Below are 22779 nucleotides of genomic sequence, written 5' to 3' on the forward strand. Positions count from 1 at the left end.
GCTGCGCGGCGGCAGCGGCTTTCCGGTCGAGCCCGCTTCGCGGCAGCGGACGCCATTGTAGCGCCCGCCGCGGCGAGGCTCCCGGCTCACTTCTTGTCGTGCAGGCTCTCGAGGTAGCGCTGCGCGTCGAGCGCGGCCATGCAGCCCGTGCCCGCGCTGGTGATCGCCTGGCGATACACGTTGTCCTGCACGTCGCCTGCCGCGAACACGCCCGGCACGCTCGTCGACGTCGCGTTGCCTTGCAGGCCGCTCTTCGTCAGGATGTAGCCGTCCTTCATTTCGAGCTGGCCCTGGAACAGGTCGGTGTTCGGCTTGTGGCCGATCGCGACGAACACGCCCTGCACGTGCAGGTCTTCCGTCGCGCCGGTCTTCACGTTCTTGATGCGCAGGCCCGTGACGCCCGACTCCTCGCCGGTCACTTCGTCGAGCACGTGATCCCACTTGATGTCGACGACGCCTTCCTTCTGCTTCTCCAGCAGGCGGTCGATCAGGATCGGCTCCGCGCGGAACTTGTCGCGGCGGTGGATCACGGTGACCTTCTTCGCGATGCCGGTCAGGTACAGCGCTTCCTCGACGGCCGTATTGCCGCCGCCGATCACCGCGACTTCCTGGTTGCGGTAGAAGAAGCCGTCGCAGGTCGCGCAGGCGGACACGCCCTTGCCCATGAACGCTTCCTCGGACGGCAGGCCGAGATACTGCGCGGATGCGCCGGTCGCGATGATCAGCGAGTCGCACGTGTATTCGCCCGAGTCGCCGATCAGGCGGATCGGCTTTTCGTGCAGCTTCGCGGTGTGGATGTGGTCGAAGACGATTTCGGTGTTGAAGCGCTCCGCGTGCTCCTGGAAGCGCGCCATCAGTTCCGGGCCTTGCACGCCCTTCGCGTCCGCCGGCCAGTTTTCGACATCGGTCGTGGTCATCAGCTGGCCGCCCTGCGCGATGCCGGTGATCAGCACCGGGGACAGATTGGCGCGTGCCGCGTAGACGGCGGCCGTGTAGCCGGCGGGGCCGGAACCGAGAATCAGGACTTTGGCGTGTTTGGGCGTGGACATATGCGAATCCGTAAAAGGCGGCCGCGGCGGGCGGGGTAGGGCTCGCCGTACGATCCGGGTTGACCGGGATGCCGTCATAGATGGGTATCAGACGCGCATTATAAAGGCCCCGTTGCTGCGCTGCCGAACGAGAGTTTCAATCGTGGCGATAGCGTTCGGCGGCCTGTCGTCCGTACCGGGGCGGCGGGGCGGGCGGCGGTTTGCCATGTGGCGGCGCGTTGTCGCAGGGGCGGGCATCCGGCCGGCTGGCAGCCGCCGGCGGCGCCGGTTGGGCGCCCCGTTTCCGTCATGTAACCGTCATTTACACTTGGCGGCGCGATGCAGCGTTTACAATAAGCGCGATCGAACGACAGGCGGGCGCACGGCCCGTCCTCTTTATACGGATTCATGGCAAAAGCTCCTTATTCCGCCCAGGCACAGGCGTTGCCGCACCGGATGTCGAAGCTCCTCACGGAGATCCGCTGGATTCTCCAGGTCGCGCTCTGCGCCTTTCTGGTGATGGCCCTGCTGAGCTACAGCCGGCGCGATCCGAGCTGGACGCATGCCGCCCAGGTCGATCACATCTCGAACTGGGCCGGCCGCGTCGGCGCGTGGACGGCCGACATCATCCTGCTGCTGTTCGGCCTGTCGGCCTACTGGCTGATCGTGCCGCTCGGGCGGCGCATCGCCGTCAACTACCGCCGCATCACGCGTCACGAGGCGATTCCCGACGAACCGGAGCGGCCGATCGGCTGGCTCACCGAAATCTTTGCGTTCGTGCTGGTCGTGCTCGCCTGCGACGGCATCGAGGCGTTGCGCATGTGGTCGCTGAAGGTGCAGTTGCCGCGCGCGCCGGGCGGCGTCGTCGGCGAGGCCGTCGCGGGCGCGATGTCGCATGCGTTCGGCTTCACGGGCGGCACGCTGCTGCTGCTGATCGCGCTCGCGATCGGCCTGTCGCTGTATTTCCGCTTCTCATGGCTGTCGGTCGCCGAGCGCGTCGGCGGCGCGATCCTGTCCGCCGTCAACGTCGCGAAGCTGCGCCGCGAGGCCGAGCGCGACCGCAAGCTCGGCGAGGCCGCGGCGGTGCGCCGCGAAGGCAAGGTCGAAGAGGAGCGCGTGCGCATCGAGGATCACGAGCCGGTGACGATCGTGCCGCCGGTCGTCACGCCGGCGAAGTCCGAGCGCGTCGAGCGCGAGCGCCAGGTGCCGCTCTTTACCGACCTGCCCGGCGATTCGACGCTGCCGCCGGTGTCGCTGCTCGACCCGGCGCCGAAGACGCAGGAAGCGATTTCCGCCGATACGCTCGAATTCACGTCGCGCCTGATCGAGAAGAAGCTGAAGGACTTCGGCGTCGAGGCGAGCGTCGTCGCCGCGTATCCGGGCCCGGTCGTCACGCGCTACGAAATCGAGCCGGCCACCGGCGTGAAGGGCAGCCAGATCGTCAACCTCGCGAAGGATCTCGCGCGTTCGCTGTCGCTCGTGTCGATCCGCGTGGTCGAGACGATTCCCGGCAAGAACTACATGGCGCTCGAGCTGCCGAACCAGCGCCGCCAGACGGTGCATCTGTCCGAGATCATCGGCTCCGAGGTGTATGCGGCCGCGCCGTCGGCGCTGACGCTGAGCCTCGGCAAGGACATCGGCGGCAAGCCGGTGTGCGCGGATCTCGCGAAGATGCCGCACTTGCTCGTGGCCGGCACGACCGGCTCGGGCAAGTCGGTCGGGATCAACGCGATGATCCTGTCGCTGTTGTACAAGGCCACCGCCGAGCAGGTGCGCCTGATCCTGATCGATCCGAAGATGCTCGAAATGAGCGTCTACGAAGGCATTCCGCACCTGCTGTGCCCGGTCGTCACCGACATGCGCCAGGCCGGCCATGCGCTGAACTGGACGGTCGCGGAGATGGAGCGCCGCTACAAGCTGATGAGCAAGCTCGGCGTGCGCAACCTCGCTGGCTACAACAACAAGATCGACGACGCGGCCAAGCGCGAGGAGAAGATTCCGAACCCGTTCAGCCTGACGCCGGACGATCCCGAGCCGCTCGGCCGCCTGCCGAACATCGTCGTCGTGATCGACGAGCTGGCCGACCTGATGATGGTCGTCGGCAAGAAGGTCGAGGAACTGATCGCGCGGATCGCGCAGAAGGCGCGTGCGGCCGGCATCCACCTGATCCTCGCGACGCAGCGCCCGTCGGTCGACGTGATCACGGGCCTGATCAAGGCGAACGTGCCGACGCGGATCGCGTTCCAGGTGTCGTCGAAGATCGACTCGCGCACGATCCTCGACCAGATGGGCGCCGAATCGCTGCTCGGCATGGGCGACATGCTCTATCTGCCGCCGGGTAGCGGGTTGCCGGTGCGCGTGCACGGCGCGTTCGTCGCCGACGACGAAGTGCATCGCGTCGTCGAGAAGCTCAAGGAGCAGGGCGAGCCGAATTACGTCGAGGGCCTGCTCGAGGGCGGCACCGCCGACGGCGACGAGGGCTCGGCCGGTGCGGGAACCGGCGAAGGCGGCGGCGAGTCTGATCCGCTGTACGACCAGGCGGTCGAGATCGTCATCAAGAACCGCCGCGCGTCGATCTCGCTCGTGCAGCGTCATCTGCGGATCGGCTACAACCGCGCGGCGCGGCTGCTCGAGCAGATGGAGCAATCGGGGCTCGTGTCGGCGATGTCGTCGAGCGGCAACCGCGAAATTCTTGTGCCGGCGCGCGACGCGGAATGAGTCCGCGGCGCCCGCAGCGCCGGCCACCCAGGGAGAAAACCGCAATATGCAGCAACTTTCGTTCGTCCCTTCCCTTCGTTCGACGCGGCGCTGGCTCGGCGCGGCGCTCGCCGGCGCATCGCTGATGCTCGCGGCGACGCACGCGTTCGCGGGCGGCACCGAGCAACTGAAGGCCTTCGTGTCGCAGGTGCGTTCGGCGAAGGGCGATTTCACGCAGCAGATCGTCAAGGCGCCCGCCAAGGGCGCGAGCGCCGCGCAGGCCGCGCCGAAGCCCACCGACAATTCGAGCGGCACGTTCGTGTTCGCCCGGCCGGGCAAGTTCATCTGGACGTATCAGAAGCCGTACCAGCAGGTGCTGCAGGCCGACGGCGACAAGCTTTACGTGTACGACCGCGACCTGAACCAGGTCACCGAGCGCAAGCTGAACGGCGCGCTGGGCGCGAGCCCGGCCGCGATCCTGTTCGGCAGCAACGATCTCGACAAGAGCTACACGCTGCGCGATGCGGGCGAGAAGGGCGGCATCGAGTGGCTCGAGATGCTGCCGAAGGCGCAGGACACGCAGTTCCAGCGGATCGGCATCGGCTTTCGCAACGGCACGCTCGCCGCGATGGAGTTGCACGACGTGTTCGGCAACGTCACGCTCTTGACCTTCACGAACATCCAGACGAACCCGTCGCTGAAGGGCGATACGTTCAAGTTCGTGGTGCCGAAGGGTGCGGACGTGATCAACGGCTGACCTTCGTTGCGCCGTTTTCCCGACACGGGCCTGCCGTCAACGGCAGGCCCGTGTTGTTTGGGGGCGCGTGCAACAGACGCGTGTAACGGGCGCGTGCAACAGACGCGTGTAACGGGCGCGTGCAACAGACGCGTGTAACGGGCGCGTGCAACAGACGCGTGTAACGGACGCGTGCAACGGGCGCGTGCTACAGACGCGAGTACCGGCGCGGGCACCAGACGCGTGTACCAGCCCCGGCGGCGCGCTCGCGCGGCTGTCATAATGTCGGGTCCGGCGGCCGGTTCGGCCGCTACCGTTTGATGTGGAGCGAGGGTTCATGTCCGACCTGTTTCAAGTCGAGCCGCGCCGCCCGCTCGCCGAGGCGCTGCGGCCGAAAACGCTCGCCGAGGTGATCGGCCAGACGCATTTGCTGGGCGAAGGCAAGCCGCTGCGGCTCGCGTTCGAATCCGGCAAGCCGCATTCGATGATCCTGTGGGGGCCGCCCGGCGTCGGCAAGACGACGCTCGCGCGGCTCACCGCGCTCGCGTTCGACTGCGAATTCATCGCGCTGTCCGCGGTGCTCGGCGGCGTGAAGGACATCCGCGAGTCGATGGAGCAGGCGAAGGACACGCTGAACCGCACCGGCCGCCACACGATCCTGTTCGTCGACGAGATCCACCGTTTCAACAAGGGGCAGCAGGATGCGCTGCTGCCGTTCGTCGAATCGGGCCTCGTGACCTTCATCGGCGCGACGACCGAAAACCCGAGTTTCGAGGTCAATTCGGCGTTGCTGTCGCGGGCGCAGGTGTACGTGCTGAAGTCGCTGAACGACGACGAGATGCGCCAGTTGCTCAAGCGTGCGCAGGAAATCGCGCTCGACGGCCTCGCGTTCGACGACAAGGCGGTCGATACGCTGATCGGCTATGCGGACGGCGACGCGCGCCGCTTCCTGAACCTGCTCGAACAGGCGCAGACGGCGGCGACGTCGGCCGGCGTCGCGACGATCGATGCCGATTTCGTCGGCAGCGCGATGACGCTGAATGCGCGCCGCTTCGACAAGGGCGGCGACAACTTCTACGACCAGATTTCGGCGCTGCACAAGTCGGTGCGCGGCTCGAGCCCGGACGGCGCGCTGTATTGGTTCTGCCGGATGATCGACGGCGGCGCGGATCCGAAGTATCTCGCGCGGCGCATCGTCCGGATGGCGTGGGAAGACATCGGTCTGGCCGATCCGCGCGCGTTGCAGGTGGCGAACGACGCGGCCGAAACCTACGAGCGGCTCGGCTCGCCGGAAGGTGAACTCGCGCTCGGGCAGGCCGTCATCTATCTCGCGTGCGCGGCGAAGAGCAACGCCGGGTACAACGCGTTCAACCAGGCGATGGCGTTCGTGAAGCAGGACAAGTCGCGCGAGGTGCCCGTGCATCTGCGCAACGCGCCGACCAAGCTGATGAAGGAACTCGGCTACGGCCACGCCTATCGTTACGCGCACGACGAGCCGAACGCGTACGCGGCCGGCGAGACGTATCTGCCGGACGGAATGCGCGAGCCGCGCTGGTACCAGCCGGTGCCGCGCGGGCTCGAATCGAAGATCGCCGAGAAGCTCGCGTGGCTGCGCGAGCTCGATCGCGAGGCGGGCAAGAAGGACTGATCGGACTGATGGCGCCGCGCGGGCCGGTTCGATCCGCGCAGCCGGGGACGCATCAGCGCTTGCGGCCCGGCTGCTGTTTCTTCCAGTATTCGAACGGCTCTTCGTGGCATTCGATATCGAGTTCGGCGACCCGCGCATGCAGGCGTTCCTGCGCGTCGGCGATCGCGAGGTTGTAGATCGCCGGTGCGATCTCCTGAATGAAGAAATGGAGCAGCGCGCCGGCCTGGATGTTGCCGATCGGCTCGTCCATGTTTTCCGTGAAATAACGTTGCAGCGACGTGATCGCGCGGTCGCGCACGTCCTTGTCGAGTTCGATGGTCATCGGATTCCTTCGCGTGCTGTGACGCGGAGCCGGCGCTCCGCCTGATACGGTTGCCGCCCGCCGGGGCGGACATGTTGCGATCCGTCATGACGACGCGCGCGGCAATTCGCCGTCCGCCGATGCGGCGGCCCGGCAATGCGATACTGCCATGGCCGGCCGTTTGCGGCATTGTCCGTCCGGCCAACGCCGTGGCGGCCGCGGGGTGCGTTAGAATTCCCGTCTTACACAACGATTTTCCAAGTCCTCCCATGCTCGACATCCAGTTGCTGCGCAAAGACCTCGACGGCGTCGCCAAGCGCCTCGCCGATCGCGGCTACACCCTCGACGTCGCCGCGTTCTCCGCACTCGAAGCGGAACGCCGTGCGATCCAGACCCACACCGAAGAGCTCCAGGCGCGCCGCAACAGCTTGTCGAAGCAGATCGGCGCGATGAAGGGGAAGGGCGAGGACACGTCGGCCGTGATGGCCGAGGTCGGCGGGATCGGCGACGAAATGAAGGCGTCGGAAGCCAGGCTCGGCGACATCCAGGCGCGCCTGTCCGAGCTGATGCTGGGCATGCCGAACGTCGCGCACGAAAGCGTGCCGGTCGGCAAGGACGAAGCCGACAACGTCGAGGTGCGCCGCTGGGGCACGCCGCGCCAGTTCGACTTCGCGGTGAAGGATCACGTCGACGTCGGCACGCCGCTCGGCCTCGATTTCGAGACGGGCGCGAAGCTCGCCGGCGCGCGCTTCACGATGCTGCGCGGCCCGATCGCGCGCCTGCATCGCGCACTCGCGCAGTTCATGATCGACACGCACACGCAGCAGCACGGCTATACCGAAACGTACACGCCGTACATCGTGAACCCGGAGATCCTGTACGGCACGGGCCAACTGCCGAAGTTCGCGGACGACATGTTCCGCGTCGAGAAGGGCGGCGAGGAGAACAAGGTCACGCAATACCTGATCTCCACGTCCGAGATTTCGCTGACGAACACCGTGCGCGAATCGATCGTCGACGCATCCGCGCTGCCGATCAAGCTCACCGCGCATTCCCCGTGCTTCCGCTCGGAAGCCGGGTCGTACGGCCGCGACACGCGCGGGATGATCCGTCAGCACCAGTTCGACAAGGTCGAGATGGTGCAGGTCGTCGCGCCCGAAACGTCGTATGCGGCGCTCGACGAGATGGTCGGCCACGCGGAAGCGATCCTGCAGAAGCTCGGCCTGCCGTACCGCGTGATCACGCTGTGCACGGGCGACATGGGCTTCTCGGCCGCGAAGACGTTCGACCTCGAGGTGTGGCTGCCCGCGCAGAACACCTATCGCGAAATCTCGAGCTGCTCGAACACCGAGGCGTTCCAGGCGCGCCGGATGCAGGCGCGGTTCCGCAACGCACAGGGCAAGCCCGAACTCGTGCACACGCTGAACGGTTCGGGTCTGGCGGTCGGCCGGACGCTCGTCGCGGTGCTGGAGAACTACCAGAACGCGGACGGCTCGGTCACGGTGCCGGAAGTGCTGCGTCCGTACATGGGCGGCATGGAGCGTATCGACGCGCCGGCGCAGGCGTCGTAACGCGGCCGTTCGGCGCCTTCGCAAAAAATTTGCAAAAAGGGCTTGTCGGCCACGAAGAGATCGTCTTATAATCTTTTTCTCGCGGAAACGACCAGCCGCGAAATGCAGTAAGGAAGGAGAGGTGGCAGAGTGGTCGAATGTACCTGACTCGAAATCAGGCGTACGGTTTCCCCGTACCGTGGGTTCGAATCCCACCCTCTCCGCCAAAATACGAAGCCCCTTGATCCGGAAGGATCAAGGGGTTTTTCGTTTTAGATCGCCGGTGCAATGTGCCGATTGCCGATGCAGTGACAGCGGGCCGGCTACCGGCGCATCGACCGTTTCAAGCAGTGCCCGCCGGTTTCTACACCGTCCCCACCGAACCCTCACGCCGCAGCCGGATACTGCGCCAGCACCTTGTCGCGGATCGACGGCTTGATGTTCGATTGCGCCATGTCGCCGCGATAGTGCGCGACGACACGCGGGTTCATCACGCGATACCAGAGCGGCGGCACGTACGCGAGCAGGATCATCGTCGCGTAGCCGGCCGGCAATTGCGGCGCATCGTCGAAGTGGCGCAGCGCCTGGTACGAGCGCGTCGGATTCGCGTGATGGTCGGCGTGTCGCTGCAACTGGTACAGGAACAGGTTCGTGACGACGTGATTGCTGTTCCACGAATGCTGCGGCGTGCAGCGTTCGTAGCGGCCGCTCGGCAGCTTGCGGCGGCCGAGCCCGTAGTGCTCGACGTAGTTCACCACTTCGAGCAGCGAAGCGCCGTAGACGGCCTGGATCACGAGGAACGGGATCACGATCTTGCCGGCCATCGCGATCGCGATGCCCCATACGATCGCGGTCATCGCCCACGCGTGCAGCACTTCGTTGCGCCACGTCCAAGGCGAACGCCCGAGGCGCTCGAGGCGGGTTTTTTCGAGTCGCCATGCCGAGCGGATGCTGCCCGTCACCGTGCGCGGCAGGAACGCCCAGAACGATTCGCCATAGCGCGCGCTCGCCGGGTCCTCGGCGGTCGCGACGCGCACGTGATGGCCGCGGTTGTGCTCGACGTAGAAGTGGCCGTACGCGACCGGTGCGAGCGTGATCTTCGCGAGCCAGCGTTCGAAGCGGTCGGTCTTGTGCCCGAGCTCGTGCGCGGTATTGATCGAGATGCCCGTCGCGGCGCCGAGCGACAGCGCGAAGCCGACATAGTCGTACCAAGCGAGCGCGTGCGTGCCGACGATCCACACGCACATGAAGAACGCGACGTATTCGACGAAAGTCGCGAGATAGACGATGTACCGGTAATAGCGCTCGCGTTCGAGATGCGGCACGACGGCTTCGGGTGGATTGTCGCGATCGTCGCCGATGAGCGTGTCGAGAATCGGGATCACGCCGAACGCGAACAGCGGACCGAACCACCAGAACACATGGAAGCCCGTCGACAGCGCGAGCTGCGCGGCGAGGATCGGCAGCGTGATCGTCAGCGCGCCGAGCAGCCACAGGTAACGCTTGCCATCCGACCAGCCCGAAGCCGATCCGTCGGTCGTTGCCATTGTCTCCCTCCAGCCGGCCGGCCCGCAGGCGGCCGCATGCAAGATCTTCGAATCCTCGTGGTCCGCGACGCGCGCGGCGGCCCCCGGATCGTCGCCCGGATCTGCCTGTTATACGACCGGCGTGCGCGCTTGCCAAACCCCCGCGCTAGGCGTGACGCTCCAAACGCCGGAGCATGCACCACGCGCGTATCGAAGCGCCCAGGCGCGCCGATTGAAACATGCAGGTAGGGGCGAATCTGTCCGTGGGTTGGCGCGTTCGTCAGATGAATGGCCCGGCGCGTGATGCGCGCATGCCGATGTGATGCGGCGGCAACAAATGTTGCATCGCAATAAAAAGGCCAGCGAAGTATTGCTGCAGCGCGTGTTTCGTTTGCTTGTATTACGTCGCATTACGGCCGCGGCAAGGCAATGCAACGCGGCTCGAAACCGGGGGGCCGCGCATCGCAAGGAGAACGAGGCGAAGCGCTGGATCACGACAGCACATTTACCGTCCAACAATCTGCGCCGATGCGCCGATGCTGCACGTGCACACCGATCGGTGCGGGTCGTCGCCGATGACCTCCGCCGCCTTTCGATCCGCGCCGCCGTTTGAAAATTACGATTTGACTCATGCCCCGCTTTCGGTTGAAGCTACTAGCTTGCTGTCCGAAGGGGGCTGTGCCTGCATGAGTTCGACCTTGACCGTTCGTCGTATCGCTGCCGATCAGGGCGGCGTGTATCGCGAACTCCGCGCTGCATCGCTGCGTGAGCCCTACGCGCCCGGCGAAGCGCCGGAGGCCGAATTGCTGACCGTCGAAACGGACGCAGCGTCGGCGATCGCCGCGCAGCGCGCCGTGTCCGACGAGTCGACGACTTTCCTGCTGTACACCGAAGGCCATCCGGCCGGCATGATCGGCGCGTATTTCGACAACACGCCCGATCGGCGCGCGTTCGTCAGCGAACTGTGGGTCGCGCATGCGGTGCGTCACCTGCGCGGTGGCGTGCTGCTGCTGGAGACGGCCACTGCATGGCTCGCCGAGCGCGGCGCCACCGACGTCTACGCGTGGATCGCCGATGCGAACCGCAACGCGATCCGTTTCTACGAGCGTGCGGGTTTCGGCAACACCGGCGAACATGCGCCGATCGCGCGGATGCCCGGCGCGATGAAATCGCTGTTCGTGTCGCAGGTAAAGCACTGACGCTGTCCCGACACGCCAGCCGGGCGGCGCGATGACAGCGCGATCGGCCGCTGGCCTGCCCGCCTGCCGGTTGCGCGTCCGCCCGGGCCGCCGCAACCCCGAGTCCCAAAAATAATGGCCGCACGCGTGGACGCCTGTAAAATACGCAAAAAATTTTTGCAGAGTGTCCATGTCGCTTAAAAAATCGCCATTCTTCGAGCTGCGCAGCGGATCGGTCGATACGTTGCTGTTCACCGTGAAGACGACCGATCTCGATGCGTTGCGTGCCGAACTGGTCAAGCGCTTCGAAGCGACTCCCGAGTTTTTTGCCGACGATGTCGTCGCGATCGACGTCCGCCGCCTGGCTGACGGCGAACGCGTCGCGCTCGCGGACATCCGCCAGATGCTGAACGACGTGCGGATGCGTCCGGTGGGCGTCGTCGCGCTGGCCACGCAGGGCTGGGCGGGGGAAGCCGGCCTGCCGTTGCTGGAGGCGCGCGATCGCCGCGCGCCGGCCGCGAAACCTGCCGACGAAGCGGAACCGGCGGCCGTGCCAGCCGTCGACACCGCCGCCGCCGGGGAAGCCGAAGCGGCGCCCGAACAGTCGCCGGAACCCGCGCCGGCGCTCGGGCAAGCCGGTGCGCAGACGCTGGTGATCGACCGGCCGTTGCGTTCGGGGCAGCAGATTTACGCGAAAGGGGACCTCGTGGTGCTCGCGCCGGTCAGTCACGGCGCGGAGATCATCGCGGAAGGCAATATTCATATCTACGCGCCGTTGCGCGGCCGTGCACTCGCCGGCGTGCACGGCAATCACGACGCGCGCATTTTCTGCACGTGTCTCGAACCGGAACTGATTTCGATCGCGGGTATCTATCGAACCACCGAGAACCCGCTGCCCGCCGACGTACTGGGCAAATCGGTGCAGATCCGGCTCGAAGAGGAAAAACTGATGATCGAACCGCTGCGCCTGACGTAATTCACGCGGTGCGCTCCGGGTCGATCGGCTCTCATTGACGAACACAGGGTATTGGGTAAATGGCAAAAATCATCGTGGTGACCTCGGGCAAGGGCGGCGTGGGCAAGACGACGACGAGCGCGAGCTTCGCGTCGGGTCTCGCGCTGCGCGGCCACAAGACGGCCGTGATCGACTTCGACGTCGGCCTGCGCAACCTCGATCTCATCATGGGCTGCGAGCGTCGCGTCGTGTATGACCTCGTGAACGTGATCCAGGGCGAAGCGAACCTGAACCAGGCGCTGATCAAGGACAAGAAGTGCGAGAACCTGTTCATCCTGCCGGCGTCGCAGACGCGCGACAAGGATGCGCTGACGCGCGACGGCGTCGAGAAGGTGCTGAACGACCTCGTCGCGATGGACTTCGAATACATCGTCTGCGATTCGCCGGCCGGTATCGAAGCCGGCGCGCTGCACGCGATGTACTTCGCGGACGAAGCGCTGATCGTCACGAACCCGGAAGTGTCGTCGGTGCGCGATTCGGATCGCATTCTCGGCATCCTGTCGTCGAAGACGAAGCGCGCGACGGAAGGCAAGGAGCCGATCAAGGAACACCTGCTGATCACGCGTTACAGCCCGAAGCGCGTGAGCGAAGGCGAGATGCTGTCGCTCGAGGACATCAGCGAGATCCTGCGCATCAAGCTGATCGGCGTGGTGCCCGAGTCGGAAGCCGTGCTGCACGCATCGAACCAGGGTCTGCCGGCCGTGCATATCGACGGTACCGACGTCGCCGAAGCGTACAAGGACGTCGTCGCCCGCTTTCTCGGCGAGGACAAGCCGCTGCGCTTCACCGATTACCAGAAGCCGGGCCTGCTGCAGCGCCTCTTCGGCAGCAAGTAACGGAGGCCGCCCATGTCCATCCTTTCGTTTCTCCTCGGCGAGAAGAAGAAGTCCGCATCGGTCGCGAAGGAGCGCCTGCAGCTCATCATCGCGCACGAGCGGGTCGGCGGCCGGCCGCCGGCCGATTACCTGCCGGCGCTGCAGAAGGAACTCGTCGCGGTCATCTCGAAGTACGTCCATATTTCGGACGATGACATCCGCGTGAGCCTCGAGCGCCAGGACGATCTCGAAGTCCTCGAAGTGAAGATCGAGATTCCGCAAGCCTGACGCTTGCGCGTGTCCCTCCGCACGGCGGCGCCCGCCGCCGTGCGCGTCTTACGCCCTGTTGCACTTTCGGGCACGCCGTAACACGGCGCCTGTCGGCCGTCATCCCCCGTCGCGCATTGAACGAATACGCTCGCGTAACTTGTTCAACCAGGAGGTTGTGATGGCTGTCTCTACCGTTTCACGTCGTCTCGTTTCGCTCGCGCTGTTCGCCGCGGGCCTGTCAGCCGTCGTCGCGCCGTTTGCCGCGCATGCGGACGAAATTCTCGTCGGCACGCCCGTGATCGCGCCGCAGGGGCGCATGGTCATCGCCGAGCCGGTCGCCGTGCGTACCGAGGAAGTCGTCGTCGTCGCGCCGAATGCGCCGCCGCCCGTGCGCTACGAGGTCGTGCCGGCCACGCGCGTGGGCTACGTGTGGGAGCGCGGGCACTGGCGCTGGGATCATGGCCGCTACGTGTGGATCGGCGGTCACTGGGAAACCGAACGCGTCGGCATGCACTGGGTGCCGGGCCACTGGGATCAGCGCGGCCCGAACTGGTTCTGGACGCGTGGCCACTGGGCTTGAGGCAGGCGTGCGATGAAAAGAACCGCAATCGCCATCGCGCTCGTCGCGATCACGCTGGCCGGGTGCATCGTCGTGCCGGCGCGGCCGGTCTACTACCGGCCGGCGCCCGTCGTGATCTATTGAGTGTCGCGCGGGCCGGGCTGGGCCGGGCCGTGTGCGCCGGTCGCAGCCGGCGGCCCGGTATCGTCCGACGCCGGTGTCGGCGCGGCGCGGTCGGCCGCCGCCGCGGCGGCCGGCTCGTCGCCGCCTTCGTCGCGCAGCGTATCGAGCGGGTCGGCGGGGGCCGCGTTTTCATCCTGGGGTTCGGCAACGTTGCTCGCGGTGGCTGCCGTCGCCGCAGCGGCCGCGACGGGGGGCGCGAGATAGCGCTGCGCAAGCGTTTCGTAGAGCGGCGGCGCGAAAAAGCGCGAGACCCGGCTCGATACCAGCGCGGTCGCCATCAGCGAAATCACGAGCGCATGCCCGTTGATCATTTCCATCACGATCACGAACGACGTGATCGGCGACTGCGTGACGGCCGCCAGATAGCCGACCATCGCGAGTGCGATCAGCATCGGCAGGCTCATGTTGCTGAACACGGCGTGCAGCAGGTTGCCGAAGCCGGCACCGATCGACAGCGACGGCGCGAAGATCCCGCCCGGGATGCCCGGCAGGTACGACGCGACCATCGACACCATCTTCAGGAACGGATAGAACACCGACAGTTGCTGACTGCCGTCGAGCAGGCCGCGCGCCTCGGCATAGCCGCTACCGAACGTCGTGCCGCCGGATACGAGCCCCACGACGGCGATCACGAAGCCGCACAGCGCGGCGAACCTGATCGGCCGCTCGCGATACAGGCCCAGCAGTTGCGCGGGCAGCCAGCGCCCCGTGTTGAGCAGCAGCCAGCAGAACAGGCCGCCCGCGATGCCCGTCACGATCGCGGTGACCAGCACCGCCACCGCCAGCAGTTTCGGGAAATGGAGGCCGGCGTTGATCGTGCCGAAATACGTGTAGTTGCCGTTCAGCCCGAGCGCCACGACGCCGGCGAGGATGATCGCGGTGATCAGTACGCCGCTGGCGCGCGCGGAGAAGCTGCGGGTCAGTTCCTCGATCGCGAACACGATGCCGGCGAGCGGCGTATTGAACGCGGCCGACAGCCCGGCCGCCGCGCCGGCCAATACGAGCTGGCGTTCGATCTGCGCGTTCGAGCGCGGGTAGAAGCGCCGCAGGTTGAACATCAGCGCCGCGCCGACCTGCACGGTCGGCCCTTCGCGGCCGATCGTGAAGCCGCCGAGGATGCCGAGGAACGAGATCAGTACCTTGCCGAACAGGATGCGCAGCGTCAGCAAGCGGGCGCCGAACGCGCTCGGCCGCGCATGCAGTGTCGCGATCACCTGCGGGATGCCGCTGCCCTCGGCGCCGCGGAAGAAGCGGCGCGTGATCCATGCCGACAGCGCGGCGATCGCCGGCGTCAGCAGCAGCGGCAGCCACACGGCGTGATCGCGCATCGCGCGGAAAGTCTCGTAGCCCCAGTCGATCAACCGGGCGTACAGGACGGCCGCGAGCCCGACGACGATCGCCCCGAGCCAGAAGACACCATATTGGCGCCAGATTCGCAGCGAGCGGCGGGTGAGGGCGGGAAACAGCGCGGGAAGGGCGGGGCGCGGCATTGGCTCGGGCCGGAGGGCAAAGAGGGAATTATAAAAAGAACCGGATGCCAGCGGGACCTCGGAAGCCGGTAGGGAATGACAAAAATCCACAAAAGAGATGCAATTTGTTGCAAATGTAATGCTCGCGTAATGTCTGTACATAGCAACCGTCGTTAGCATGCCGAGATAACCCGTCGAGAACCCCGCCAATCGTGAAACGCATCCTCATCGTGAAAGTGACGTCGCTCGGCGACGTCGTCCAGACGCTGCCTGTCGTCGCCGACCTGCATCGCGCCTTCCCCGGCGTGACGGTCGACTGGGCCGTCGACGAATCGTGCGCGGAGGTCGTACGCTGGCATCCGGGCGTGAGCGCCGTCCTGTGCGCGCCGCTGCGCCGCTTCAAGAAAATGCGCAATGTCGGCGACCTGAAGGCGATCTCGGCATCGATCGGTGCGTTGCGTGCGCACCGCTACGATGCGGTCATCGATCTGCACGGCGTCTACAAGAGCGCGATCATTTCGTCGCTGGCGCGTGCCGCGCGCCGTGTCGGCTACCAGACGCAGGATCTTGGCGAAACGGGCGCGCGCTTCGCGTATTCGCACCGTTTCGGCCCGCGGCCGGACTGCGACGCATGGCACGGGATGCGCGTGAGTGCCGGCGAAGCGCTCGGCTACGTGCCCGAAGGGGCTGCCGCGTACGGCATCGTCGCGCCGCAGGACGCGAGCCTGCCCGCGGCCGTGACCGACGGCGGGCCGTTCATGCTGCTGTTCCATGCGACGTCCAACCCCGACAAGAAGTGGCCGGCCGAACACTGGGCCGCCCTTGCCACGGAGATGATGGCGCGCGGCGTGCGCGTCCTGCTGCCGTGGGGATCGGCGGCCGAGCACGACGATGCGCGGGATATCGCCGCTCGTGCGCCGGGCGCGATCGTGTTGCCGGCGATGACGGTGCGTGAACTGGGCGCGGCGCTGGGCCGGGCCGCGCTCGTGGTGGGGGTCGATACGGGGTTCGTGCACATGGCGCACGCGTTGCAGCGGCCGACCGTGATGATTTTCGTCGCGACGTCGCGCCACCATTGCGGGATCGGCGGCGCGCCGCATGCGCTGTCGATCGGCGAGCCGGGCGCGATGCCGACCGTCGACGAGGCGCTGGACGCGATCGATACGGTCTGCCCGGCCTACGGCGCGTTGCGCGCGCGGCTGTCCGCCTGACGCGGCGCGGCGGCCGTGGTCAGGCCAGCAACATCTCGACCGTGACGACGGCGGCGATGGCCGCCAGATTCGCCAGCAGCGCCTCGAACACGAGGCCGCGCCAGGTCTTCGGCCGGAACCGTAGCGCGAGCAGCAGCGCGCCACCCAGCGCGAGCGCGAGGATCACGACGAGATCGGCATTGGCGAGGCGGATATTCATGGCGGCGGCTCCTGTCGGGGCGGGATATCCGGGCGCGCGACGACGCGCCCAGGATCGAGTATAGAGCGCGCCTGCCGCCGTACAACCCGGGTCGCCCCGGAGGGTCAGACGAGCGATGCGTCGCGCGTTTCGCGCATCAGCAATACGCCGATCAGGCTGATCGCCGCCGCGACCGACACGTAGCCGCCGACCCACGACAGCCCGCCGCGCGCAGCCAGCAGTTGCGCGATATACGGTGCGATCGACGCGCCGAGGATCCCGCCGAGGTTGTACGCGACGCCCGCGCCCGTATAGCGGACGTTGGTCGGGAACAACTCCGGCAGCAGCGCGCCCATCGGCGCGAAGGTCACGCCCATCAGGAACAGTTCGATCGTCAGGAACAGCGCGACGAGCGGCATCGAGCCGCTGCCGAGCAGCGGCGCCATCGCGAACCCCGACAGCAGCGCGGCGAGCGCGCCGGCGACCAGCACCGGCTTGCGGCCGAAGCGGTCCGACGCCCATGCGGACAGCGGCGTCGCGAGCCCCATGAAGACGACCGCGAAACACAGCAGGCCGAGGAAGCTCTGGCGCGGAATATGCAGCGCCGACACGCCGTACGACAGCGAGAACACCGTCGAGATATAGAACAGCGTGTAGCAGACGACCATCGCGAGCGCGCCGAGCAGCGTCGGCTGCCAGTGCTGCGTGACGAGCGTCGCGACCGGCACGCGCACGCGCTCGTTGCGGTCGAGCGCCGCCTGGAACGCGGGCGTTTCGGTGATCTTGAGCCGCACGTACAGGCCGAGCGCGACGAGCACCGCGCTGACGAGGAACGGGATGCGCCAGCCCCAACTGCGGAACTGCTCGTCGGACAGCGACAGCGCGAGCGCGAAGAACAGCCCGTTCGACATCAGGAACCCGACCGACGGCCCCAGTTGCGGGAACATCCCGAACCAGCCGCGCTTGCCCTGCGGCGCATGCTCGGTCGCGAGCAGCGCCGCGCCGCCCCATTCGCCGCCGAGACCGATCCCCTGGCCGAAACGCAGCACGCACAGCAGCACCGGCGCGAGCGTGCCGATCGCGTCGTAGCCGGGCACGAAGCCGATTGCGGTGGTGGACACGCCCATCACGAGCAGCGAGGCGACGAGCGTCGACTTGCGGCCGATACGGTCGCCGAAGTGTCCGAACAGGAACGAGCCGATCGGGCGCGCGATGAACGCGATGCCGAACGTGACGAATGCGGACAGTGCCTGCGCCGTTGCGGAGCCGTGCGGAAAGAACACGGGGCCGATGACGAGCGCGGCGGCCGTTGCGTACACGTAGAAATCGTAGAACTCGATCGCGGTGCCGATGAAGCTCGCGAACACGATGCGCCGGTGGCTGACGGCGCCGGCCGAACCGGTTGCGCGTGCAACGGCCGGGGGGGATGCGGACATGGATGTCTCCGTTTTGTCGTTGGGGCAGCCGGCTGAGCGTGCGTTCGGCGGGCGACGGCCTGCCGGGCGCTGCCGGGCAAATGATCGATGCGGATGACGCGATGGCGGCGTGGACGCGCGCCGTGGCGCGGACGTCACCCGCCGGTCGACGATGGAGACGGGTACGTCGCCGCCGCCCGGTGCCGGCGTGGTCGGCTCGCTTGCCGGGTGCGGCGCGCGAACGCACGCGCGGCGTGATGGCCGCGCGAGTGCGGAAAATTATAGCCAGCAGCGCCGTGCACCGGCAATCGGGCCGCGGCGGCGCGTCAGTCGATCGACTGCGCCTGCGCGGACGCGGTGCTTTGCAACTGGAAGTGGCCGTCGTCGTTGAAGAGCCAGCCTTCCATCAGTTCGAGCCGGCCGTTGCCGTCGAGCAGCCGTGACGGCGGCGCCGGCAGCGGCGCCGAGCGGCGCAGCGACGCGAGCGCGAGCGCTTCCGCCTCGCTGTCGCCGTTGCTGCGATAGACGGACGCGTTGATCACGCGGCCGCTGCCATCGACGGTGAAGGCCACGACGACGAGCGAGCGCAGCATGGCCTGCGGCGTGCCGTGCAGCATGCCGGACGGATTGCGCTCGGCGACGCGATGCGCGACCTCGACGCGATACTGGTCGAGCGTGCCGCTGCGTATGACCGACGGAATCGTCAGGACCGAGCGTAGCGACGAAGGCGGCGTGATCGTGCACGCGGCGAGCAGGGCGACGACGGCTAGCGCAGCGACACGCAGCCGGACGACGCGCGGACGGAGAAGGGGGCGCATGACGGGATGGCCGGGAGGGACGATAGAAAAATGATAGGCGTACCGACGCGAGACGATATGGGGGGAAACGCATAGCGCGCGGGATCGGTTGCTGCGATCGCTGATGATGACGGCCGGGCGCTGCGTCGAGCGATGTGCATCGCGCGCGGTGCGTCGCGAGGTGACGCGACATGTGACAGCGTCAGCGATGGACGCGCATGTTGCAAGGTTGAAAGCCGCGGCACGCTGCGATCATCCGGCCGCGCGGCCAGCCGATGCGGCGACCTCGACCGGCCTTCCGCGCCATCGCCGGCGATGCTTTGCGGCCGCGTCAGAAGCCGTGCGTCACGAGCGACAGTACCGACAGGTCGGGGTGCGTGCCGTCGATGATGCTCTTGCCGACGTGCACGCCTTCGCGGGTCGCCTCGTCGATGCTCGCGAAGCTCTCCTCCCCGTCCGCGTGGAACGGCACCGCATGGCCGGGCAACGCGGGATTCACGCCCGGATGGCACACGTAGCCGGTGTAGGTATAGCGCGTGTCGCTGCCGGGCATCGCGGCCGGCACGACATGGATCTCGAAGCCTTCGTAATCGACGTGGTCCGTCGCGCTCGACAGGTCGGTCATGGCGATCTCCGTGTGCCGCGCGCACGGGTGGCGCGTGCGGCATCGAATACGCGGCGGCGGTTGTCGCCGTGTTGAACGAATTCTAGGTGATGGCGAGCGGGGTGGGGAAGCGTGCGGCGATGCGCGGCGGCATGCGCCCGGGCGCGCGTACCATGCCGATCGGGTGCCGATTCCTGAGCGCGATTGCGTTTGCGTTGGGCGCCGTGGTGTCGGTCGTCCTGCTGCTCCGCCTGCCGCTGTCCGGCGCGCATGCGCATCCGTCTCGACTGATGAACGTGTCGCGTCGCGACTTCATTACTTGCAGCGCGCGTCCTTGCGCTGCACGACGACGATCACCGGATACTTCTGGCCGTGATCGAGTTCCACGCGCGCGACGACGGTCAGCGTCGCCGGATCGGAATCGTCGTATACGCTGACCTGTTCGTTGCGCAGATAGGTCACGCCGGTGCAGTTCGACGTGCGTCCGTCGTCACCCACCTTGCATTGAAGCTCGTTGTCCTTCAGGTAGTTGTATGGCGACGGGCTCGCGAGGTATTCGCTCAGGCCGCGCGGCGAACCGCCGACGCCGGTCACGTACGCGATCGCACACGATGCTTGCGCGTCGCCGGAGGCGGTGTCGGCCGCCGCATGCGTGCTGACGGCAACCAGCAGCGCGGCGAGCGACGAGACGAGGAAGGGCTTCATGACGTGGAGTTCCCGTTTCGCGAATCGGAGCGCGGGATTGTAACGGCATCCGGCGCGACGTGTCGGCTCGTGCGGGGCGCACGCGGGCGGACAAACAAAAAACCCCGTCATTCTGCGAATGGACGGGGTTCGGCGAATTTCCTGGCGGAAGCGGTGAGATTCGAACTCACGGACAGTTTCCCGTCGCTGGTTTTCAAGACCAGTGCCTTAAACCGCTCGGCCACGCTTCCACACGAGGCGGCATTGTAACCGAAATGCCGCCCCGTTCATTCGTTCAGTCGTCGCGCAGGAACAATTCCTGCAGGTCGTTGAGGAAACGCTGGCCGAGCGGCGTGGGCGCGATTTGCGTGAAATCGCGCGTGATCAGTCCGCGCCGTTCCGCTTCCTTCAATGCCGGCTCGATCGTGCTCATCGGCAGGCCCGTGCGTTCCGCGAAGCTGTGCACGGGGAAACCCTCGACGAGCCGCAGCGTGTTCAGCATGAACTCGAACGGCAGGTCGCGCGCGCCGACCTCACGCTCTTCCTGCACGGCCGTGCCGGCCTTCGCCTGTTCGATGAAGGTCGCCGGATGCTTGTAGCGCGCCTGCCGCAGGATCCGGTTCGGGAACGACAGTTTCGTGTGGGCACCCGCGCCGATCCCGAGATAGTCGCCGAAGCGCCAGTAGTTCAGGTTGTGCTTGCACTGATGATTCGGCTTCGCGTACGCGGATACTTCGTAGCGCCCGTAGCCGGCTTCGGCCGTGCGCGCATGGATCCATTCCTGCATGTCGGCCGACGCGTCGTCGTCGGGCACGACGGGTGGGAATTTCGCGAACAGCGTATTCGGCTCGAGCGTCAGGTGATACAGCGACAGGTGCGGCGGCGCGAACGACAGCGCCGTCTCGATGTCAGCGCGGCATTCGTCGAGCGTCTGGTTCGGCAGCGCGAACATCAGGTCGAGGTTGAAGTTGTCGAAGTTCTTCGCGGCGATCTCGACGGCCGCGCGTGCCTGCGCGGTGTCGTGAATCCGGCCGAGCGCCTTCAGGTGCGCCTCGTTGAAGCTCTGGATGCCGACCGACAGGCGGTTCACGCCGCTTGCGCGGAACTGCGCGAACTTCGCGGCTTCGAACGTGCCCGGATTCGCTTCCAGCGTGATCTCGGCATCGGCGTCGAGCGGCAGCAGCGCGCGCACGTCGGACAGCATCCGGTCGAGGCCGGCCGCCGACAGCAGGCTCGGCGTGCCGCCGCCGATGAACACGGTATGCACCTGCCGGCCCCACACGAGCGGCAGCGCCTGCTCGAGGTCGGCGCGCAACGCGTCGAGATACTCGGCTTCCGGAAACCGTTCGCCTTTCCATTCGTGCGAGTTGAAGTCGCAGTACGGGCACTTGCGCACGCACCACGGGAAATGCACGTACAGCGCGAGCGGCGGCAGCGACGTGAGGCGCACCTGGCCGGGCGACGTGAAGGTCGCGACGACGCGTGCGCCGGTTTCCGCGGCCTGGCTCATGCGGCCTCCCGCTGCGGATGCGTGATGAAGACGATCATGCGGGTTCCTCTGCGAGCCGCGCGAGCAGCGCCTTCAGCGCGAGCGCGCGATGGCTGTGCGTGTTCTTGACGGCCGGCTCGAGTTCGGCTGCCGTCGCGCCGAGCGACGGCAGGTAGAAATACGGGTCGTAGCCGAATCCATGCCCGCCGCGCGGCGTATCGACGATCTCGCCGGCCCAGCGGCCTTCGGCGAACAGCGGCTCGGGATCGTCCGCGTGACGCACGAGCGCGAGCACACAGCAATAGTATGCGCGCCGGTCGTCGACGCCGCGCAGTTGCTCGACCAGGTACGCATTGTTCGCCGCATCGCCCTTGTCGCGGCCCGCGCGCTGCGCGTAGCGCGCCGAATAGACGCCTGGTGCGCCGCGCAGCGCGCGCACGCACAGGCCGGAATCGTCGGCGATCGCCGGCAGCCCGGTGAGCCGCGACGCGTGGCGCGCCTTCGTCAGCGCATTCTCGATGAACGTGCCGAACGGCTCTTCCGCCTCGGGCACGGCCAGGTCGCCCTGCGGCATGATCTCGATGCCGACCGTGGAAAACAGCGCGGTGAATTCGCGCAGCTTGCCGGCGTTGTTCGACGCGAGCACGATGCGCGACAGCGGCGCGAGGGTGCGGTCGTCACGCATGGTTCGTGCCCAGGACAGCTTTCTGCAACTGCACGAGCTCGGCGATCCCGCCTTGCGCGAGGTCGAGCAGCGCATTCATCTCGGCGCGCGAGAACGGCACGCCTTCGGCCGTGCCCTGGACTTCGACGAAGCCGCCCGCGCCCGTCATCACGACGTTCATGTCGGTGTCGCAGCGCGAATCTTCCGCGTAGTCGAGGTCGAGCACCGGCGTGCCTTCGTACACGCCGACCGAGATCGCGGCGACGTGGTCGGTGATCGGCGAGCGCGCGAGCTTGCCGGCCGCGATCAGCGTCGACACGGCGTCGTGCGCGGCGACGAACGCGCCGGTGATGCTGGCCGTGCGCGTACCGCCGTCGGCCTGGATCACGTCGCAGTCGATGTGGATCGTGCGCGGGCCGAGCGCCTCGAGATCGAACACCGCGCGCAGCGCGCGGCCGATCAGGCGCTGAATTTCCTGCGTGCGGCCCGTCTGCTTGCCGCGCGCGGCTTCACGGTCGCTGCGCGTGTGCGTCGCGCGCGGCAGCATCCCGTATTCGGCGGTCAGCCAGCCTTGCCCGCGCTCGCGCAGGAATTCGGGCACGCGCTCGGCGACGCTTGCGGTGCACAGCACCTTGGTGTCGCCGAATTCGACCAGCACGGAGCCTTCGGCGTGTTTCGTGTAGTGGCGCGTGAGGGCGACCTTGCGCAGTTCGTCGGCGCGGCGGCCGCTCGGGCGGGAAACGGAAGACGTCATGGGGAAAT

23 protein-coding genes and 2 tRNA genes are annotated in these 22779 nt (G+C 67.0%); 12 read left to right on the forward strand and 13 right to left on the reverse strand.

Annotated features, from left to right (window positions below):
• Window positions 1-86: 86 nt before the first annotated feature.
• Window positions 87-1049 (reverse strand): thioredoxin-disulfide reductase, encoded by a 963-nt coding sequence (gene trxB, locus CFB52_RS04670; RefSeq protein WP_059574122.1) that lies wholly within the window; start codon window positions 1047-1049, stop codon window positions 87-89.
• 387 nt (window positions 1050-1436) lie between these two features.
• Between trxB and CFB52_RS04675 the strand changes: the two genes are divergently transcribed.
• The 3 genes from CFB52_RS04675 (at window position 1437) to CFB52_RS04685 (ending at window position 6109) form a co-directional block, all read left to right on the forward strand.
• Complete coding sequence (locus CFB52_RS04675; protein ID WP_059574121.1) at window positions 1437-3746, forward strand: DNA translocase FtsK; 2310 nt, start codon at window positions 1437-1439, stop codon at window positions 3744-3746.
• Between the two features lie 46 nt (window positions 3747-3792).
• The gene (gene lolA / locus CFB52_RS04680) at window positions 3793-4482 is read left to right on the forward strand and encodes an outer membrane lipoprotein chaperone LolA (protein WP_059574120.1); all 690 of its coding nucleotides are present in this window, start codon (window positions 3793-3795) and stop codon (window positions 4480-4482) included.
• A gap of 316 nt (window positions 4483-4798) precedes the next feature.
• Window positions 4799-6109 (forward strand): replication-associated recombination protein A, encoded by a 1311-nt coding sequence (locus tag CFB52_RS04685; RefSeq protein ID WP_059574119.1) that lies wholly within the window; start codon window positions 4799-4801, stop codon window positions 6107-6109.
• 52 nt (window positions 6110-6161) lie between these two features.
• On the opposite strand, the gene CFB52_RS04690 is transcribed toward CFB52_RS04685, so the two are convergent.
• Complete coding sequence (locus tag CFB52_RS04690; RefSeq protein WP_059574118.1) at window positions 6162-6431, reverse strand: DUF2164 domain-containing protein; 270 nt, start codon at window positions 6429-6431, stop codon at window positions 6162-6164.
• Window positions 6432-6679: 248 nt separating this feature from the next.
• Between CFB52_RS04690 and serS the strand changes: the two genes are divergently transcribed.
• Window positions 6680-7981 carry a serine--tRNA ligase gene (gene serS / locus CFB52_RS04695; protein ID WP_099316164.1) on the forward strand — a complete coding sequence of 434 codons (1302 nt, stop codon included), beginning with the start codon at window positions 6680-6682 and terminating at the stop codon, window positions 7979-7981.
• Between the two features lie 115 nt (window positions 7982-8096).
• Window positions 8097-8187, forward strand: a tRNA-Ser gene (locus CFB52_RS04700).
• A gap of 159 nt (window positions 8188-8346) precedes the next feature.
• Here the strand turns inward: CFB52_RS04700 and CFB52_RS04705 are convergent.
• Window positions 8347-9507: an alkane 1-monooxygenase gene (locus CFB52_RS04705; protein ID WP_099316165.1), complete on the reverse strand. Its 1161-nt coding sequence runs from the start codon at window positions 9505-9507 to the stop codon at window positions 8347-8349.
• A gap of 316 nt (window positions 9508-9823) precedes the next feature.
• Here CFB52_RS04705 and CFB52_RS04710 point away from each other — a divergent pair, with 316 nt between their 5' ends.
• The 6 genes from CFB52_RS04710 (at window position 9824) to CFB52_RS04735 (ending at window position 13344) form a co-directional block, all read left to right on the forward strand.
• Window positions 9824-10099, forward strand: a complete 276-nt coding sequence (locus tag CFB52_RS04710; RefSeq protein WP_226093717.1) for a hypothetical protein — start codon at window positions 9824-9826, stop codon at window positions 10097-10099.
• Complete coding sequence (locus tag CFB52_RS04715) at window positions 10062-10685, forward strand: GNAT family N-acetyltransferase (protein WP_226093718.1); 624 nt, start codon at window positions 10062-10064, stop codon at window positions 10683-10685. The genes CFB52_RS04710 and CFB52_RS04715 overlap by 38 nt, the downstream gene beginning before the upstream one ends.
• 169 nt (window positions 10686-10854) lie before the next feature.
• Window positions 10855-11640, forward strand: coding sequence for a septum site-determining protein MinC (gene minC / locus CFB52_RS04720; protein WP_059574115.1), 786 nt, complete (start codon window positions 10855-10857; stop codon window positions 11638-11640).
• Window positions 11641-11699: 59 nt separating this feature from the next.
• Window positions 11700-12515 carry a septum site-determining protein MinD gene (minD, locus tag CFB52_RS04725; RefSeq protein WP_006476635.1) on the forward strand — a complete coding sequence of 272 codons (816 nt, stop codon included), beginning with the start codon at window positions 11700-11702 and terminating at the stop codon, window positions 12513-12515.
• Window positions 12516-12527: 12 nt separating this feature from the next.
• On the forward strand, window positions 12528-12782 hold the full coding sequence (gene minE, locus CFB52_RS04730; RefSeq protein ID WP_006476634.1) for a cell division topological specificity factor MinE: 255 nt from the start codon (window positions 12528-12530) through the stop codon (window positions 12780-12782).
• A gap of 160 nt (window positions 12783-12942) precedes the next feature.
• A complete protein-coding gene (locus CFB52_RS04735; RefSeq protein ID WP_059574114.1) occupies window positions 12943-13344 on the forward strand; it encodes a YXWGXW repeat-containing protein in 402 nt (133 codons plus the stop codon).
• Between the two features lie 116 nt (window positions 13345-13460).
• Here CFB52_RS04735 and CFB52_RS04740 read toward each other — a convergent pair whose 3' ends face one another.
• Window positions 13461-14996, reverse strand: a complete 1536-nt coding sequence (locus CFB52_RS04740; RefSeq protein WP_099316166.1) for a chloride channel protein — start codon at window positions 14994-14996, stop codon at window positions 13461-13463.
• A gap of 191 nt (window positions 14997-15187) precedes the next feature.
• On the opposite strand from CFB52_RS04740, the gene waaC reads away from it, so the two are divergent.
• A complete protein-coding gene (gene waaC, locus CFB52_RS04745; RefSeq protein ID WP_059574112.1) occupies window positions 15188-16186 on the forward strand; it encodes a lipopolysaccharide heptosyltransferase I in 999 nt (332 codons plus the stop codon).
• Window positions 16187-16205: 19 nt separating this feature from the next.
• Here the strand turns inward: waaC and CFB52_RS04750 are convergent, their stop codons facing one another.
• From CFB52_RS04750 to rph, 9 genes are all read right to left on the reverse strand, one after another.
• Window positions 16206-16385 carry a hypothetical protein gene (locus CFB52_RS04750; RefSeq protein WP_059574111.1) on the reverse strand — a complete coding sequence of 60 codons (180 nt, stop codon included), beginning with the start codon at window positions 16383-16385 and terminating at the stop codon, window positions 16206-16208.
• A 104-nt stretch (window positions 16386-16489) separates the two neighbouring features.
• Window positions 16490-17800 (reverse strand): MFS transporter, encoded by a 1311-nt coding sequence (locus CFB52_RS04755; protein WP_099316167.1) that lies wholly within the window; start codon window positions 17798-17800, stop codon window positions 16490-16492.
• Window positions 17801-18105: 305 nt separating this feature from the next.
• A complete protein-coding gene (locus CFB52_RS04765) occupies window positions 18106-18597 on the reverse strand; it encodes an energy transducer TonB (RefSeq protein ID WP_059574109.1) in 492 nt (163 codons plus the stop codon).
• 310 nt (window positions 18598-18907) lie between these two features.
• A complete protein-coding gene (locus CFB52_RS04770) occupies window positions 18908-19201 on the reverse strand; it encodes a hypothetical protein (protein ID WP_099316168.1) in 294 nt (97 codons plus the stop codon).
• A gap of 294 nt (window positions 19202-19495) precedes the next feature.
• Window positions 19496-19885: a hypothetical protein gene (locus CFB52_RS04775; RefSeq protein WP_059638897.1), complete on the reverse strand. Its 390-nt coding sequence runs from the start codon at window positions 19883-19885 to the stop codon at window positions 19496-19498.
• 142 nt (window positions 19886-20027) lie between these two features.
• Window positions 20028-20115 (reverse strand) — tRNA-Ser (locus tag CFB52_RS04780).
• A 44-nt stretch (window positions 20116-20159) separates the two neighbouring features.
• The gene (gene hemW, locus CFB52_RS04785) at window positions 20160-21374 is read right to left on the reverse strand and encodes a radical SAM family heme chaperone HemW (RefSeq protein ID WP_060313069.1); all 1215 of its coding nucleotides are present in this window, start codon (window positions 21372-21374) and stop codon (window positions 20160-20162) included.
• A gap of 34 nt (window positions 21375-21408) precedes the next feature.
• Complete coding sequence (gene rdgB / locus CFB52_RS04790; protein WP_060313074.1) at window positions 21409-22038, reverse strand: RdgB/HAM1 family non-canonical purine NTP pyrophosphatase; 630 nt, start codon at window positions 22036-22038, stop codon at window positions 21409-21411.
• Window positions 22031-22771 (reverse strand): ribonuclease PH, encoded by a 741-nt coding sequence (gene rph, locus CFB52_RS04795; protein WP_059574104.1) that lies wholly within the window; start codon window positions 22769-22771, stop codon window positions 22031-22033. The genes rdgB and rph overlap by 8 nt, the downstream gene beginning before the upstream one ends.
• Window positions 22772-22779: the final 8 nt, after the last annotated feature.

It is taken from the genome of Burkholderia sp. AU18528, assembly GCF_002223215.2.
Lineage (GTDB): Bacteria > Pseudomonadota > Gammaproteobacteria > Burkholderiales > Burkholderiaceae > Burkholderia > Burkholderia semiarida.

What these genes read in the sequence shown, in the direction of transcription:
- CFB52_RS04675 (WP_059574121.1), top strand. Translation starts at nt 1,437, where the DNA reads ATGGCAAAAGCTCCTTATTCCGCCCAGGCACAGGCGTTGCCGCACCGG.
- CFB52_RS04750 (WP_059574111.1), bottom strand. Translation starts at nt 16,385, where the DNA reads ATGAATATCCGCCTCGCCAATGCCGATCTCGTCGTGATCCTCGCGCTC.
- minE (WP_006476634.1), top strand. Translation starts at nt 12,528, where the DNA reads ATGTCCATCCTTTCGTTTCTCCTCGGCGAGAAGAAGAAGTCCGCATCG.
- trxB (WP_059574122.1), bottom strand. Translation starts at nt 1,049, where the DNA reads ATGTCCACGCCCAAACACGCCAAAGTCCTGATTCTCGGTTCCGGCCCC.
- CFB52_RS04740 (WP_099316166.1), bottom strand. Translation starts at nt 14,996, where the DNA reads ATGCCGCGCCCCGCCCTTCCCGCGCTGTTTCCCGCCCTCACCCGCCGC.
- CFB52_RS04775 (WP_059638897.1), bottom strand. Translation starts at nt 19,885, where the DNA reads ATGAAGCCCTTCCTCGTCTCGTCGCTCGCCGCGCTGCTGGTTGCCGTC.
- minD (WP_006476635.1), top strand. Translation starts at nt 11,700, where the DNA reads ATGGCAAAAATCATCGTGGTGACCTCGGGCAAGGGCGGCGTGGGCAAG.
- CFB52_RS04685 (WP_059574119.1), top strand. Translation starts at nt 4,799, where the DNA reads ATGTCCGACCTGTTTCAAGTCGAGCCGCGCCGCCCGCTCGCCGAGGCG.
- CFB52_RS04765 (WP_059574109.1), bottom strand. Translation starts at nt 18,597, where the DNA reads ATGCGCCCCCTTCTCCGTCCGCGCGTCGTCCGGCTGCGTGTCGCTGCG.
- CFB52_RS04710 (WP_226093717.1), top strand. Translation starts at nt 9,824, where the DNA reads ATGTTGCATCGCAATAAAAAGGCCAGCGAAGTATTGCTGCAGCGCGTG.
- CFB52_RS04690 (WP_059574118.1), bottom strand. Translation starts at nt 6,431, where the DNA reads ATGACCATCGAACTCGACAAGGACGTGCGCGACCGCGCGATCACGTCG.
- CFB52_RS04715 (WP_226093718.1), top strand. Translation starts at nt 10,062, where the DNA reads ATGACCTCCGCCGCCTTTCGATCCGCGCCGCCGTTTGAAAATTACGAT.
- serS (WP_099316164.1), top strand. Translation starts at nt 6,680, where the DNA reads ATGCTCGACATCCAGTTGCTGCGCAAAGACCTCGACGGCGTCGCCAAG.
- rdgB (WP_060313074.1), bottom strand. Translation starts at nt 22,038, where the DNA reads ATGCGTGACGACCGCACCCTCGCGCCGCTGTCGCGCATCGTGCTCGCG.
- minC (WP_059574115.1), top strand. Translation starts at nt 10,855, where the DNA reads ATGTCGCTTAAAAAATCGCCATTCTTCGAGCTGCGCAGCGGATCGGTC.
- lolA (WP_059574120.1), top strand. Translation starts at nt 3,793, where the DNA reads ATGCAGCAACTTTCGTTCGTCCCTTCCCTTCGTTCGACGCGGCGCTGG.
- CFB52_RS04755 (WP_099316167.1), bottom strand. Translation starts at nt 17,800, where the DNA reads ATGTCCGCATCCCCCCCGGCCGTTGCACGCGCAACCGGTTCGGCCGGC.
- rph (WP_059574104.1), bottom strand. Translation starts at nt 22,771, where the DNA reads ATGACGTCTTCCGTTTCCCGCCCGAGCGGCCGCCGCGCCGACGAACTG.
- hemW (WP_060313069.1), bottom strand. Translation starts at nt 21,374, where the DNA reads ATGAGCCAGGCCGCGGAAACCGGCGCACGCGTCGTCGCGACCTTCACG.
- CFB52_RS04705 (WP_099316165.1), bottom strand. Translation starts at nt 9,507, where the DNA reads ATGGCAACGACCGACGGATCGGCTTCGGGCTGGTCGGATGGCAAGCGT.
- CFB52_RS04735 (WP_059574114.1), top strand. Translation starts at nt 12,943, where the DNA reads ATGGCTGTCTCTACCGTTTCACGTCGTCTCGTTTCGCTCGCGCTGTTC.
- CFB52_RS04770 (WP_099316168.1), bottom strand. Translation starts at nt 19,201, where the DNA reads ATGACCGACCTGTCGAGCGCGACGGACCACGTCGATTACGAAGGCTTC.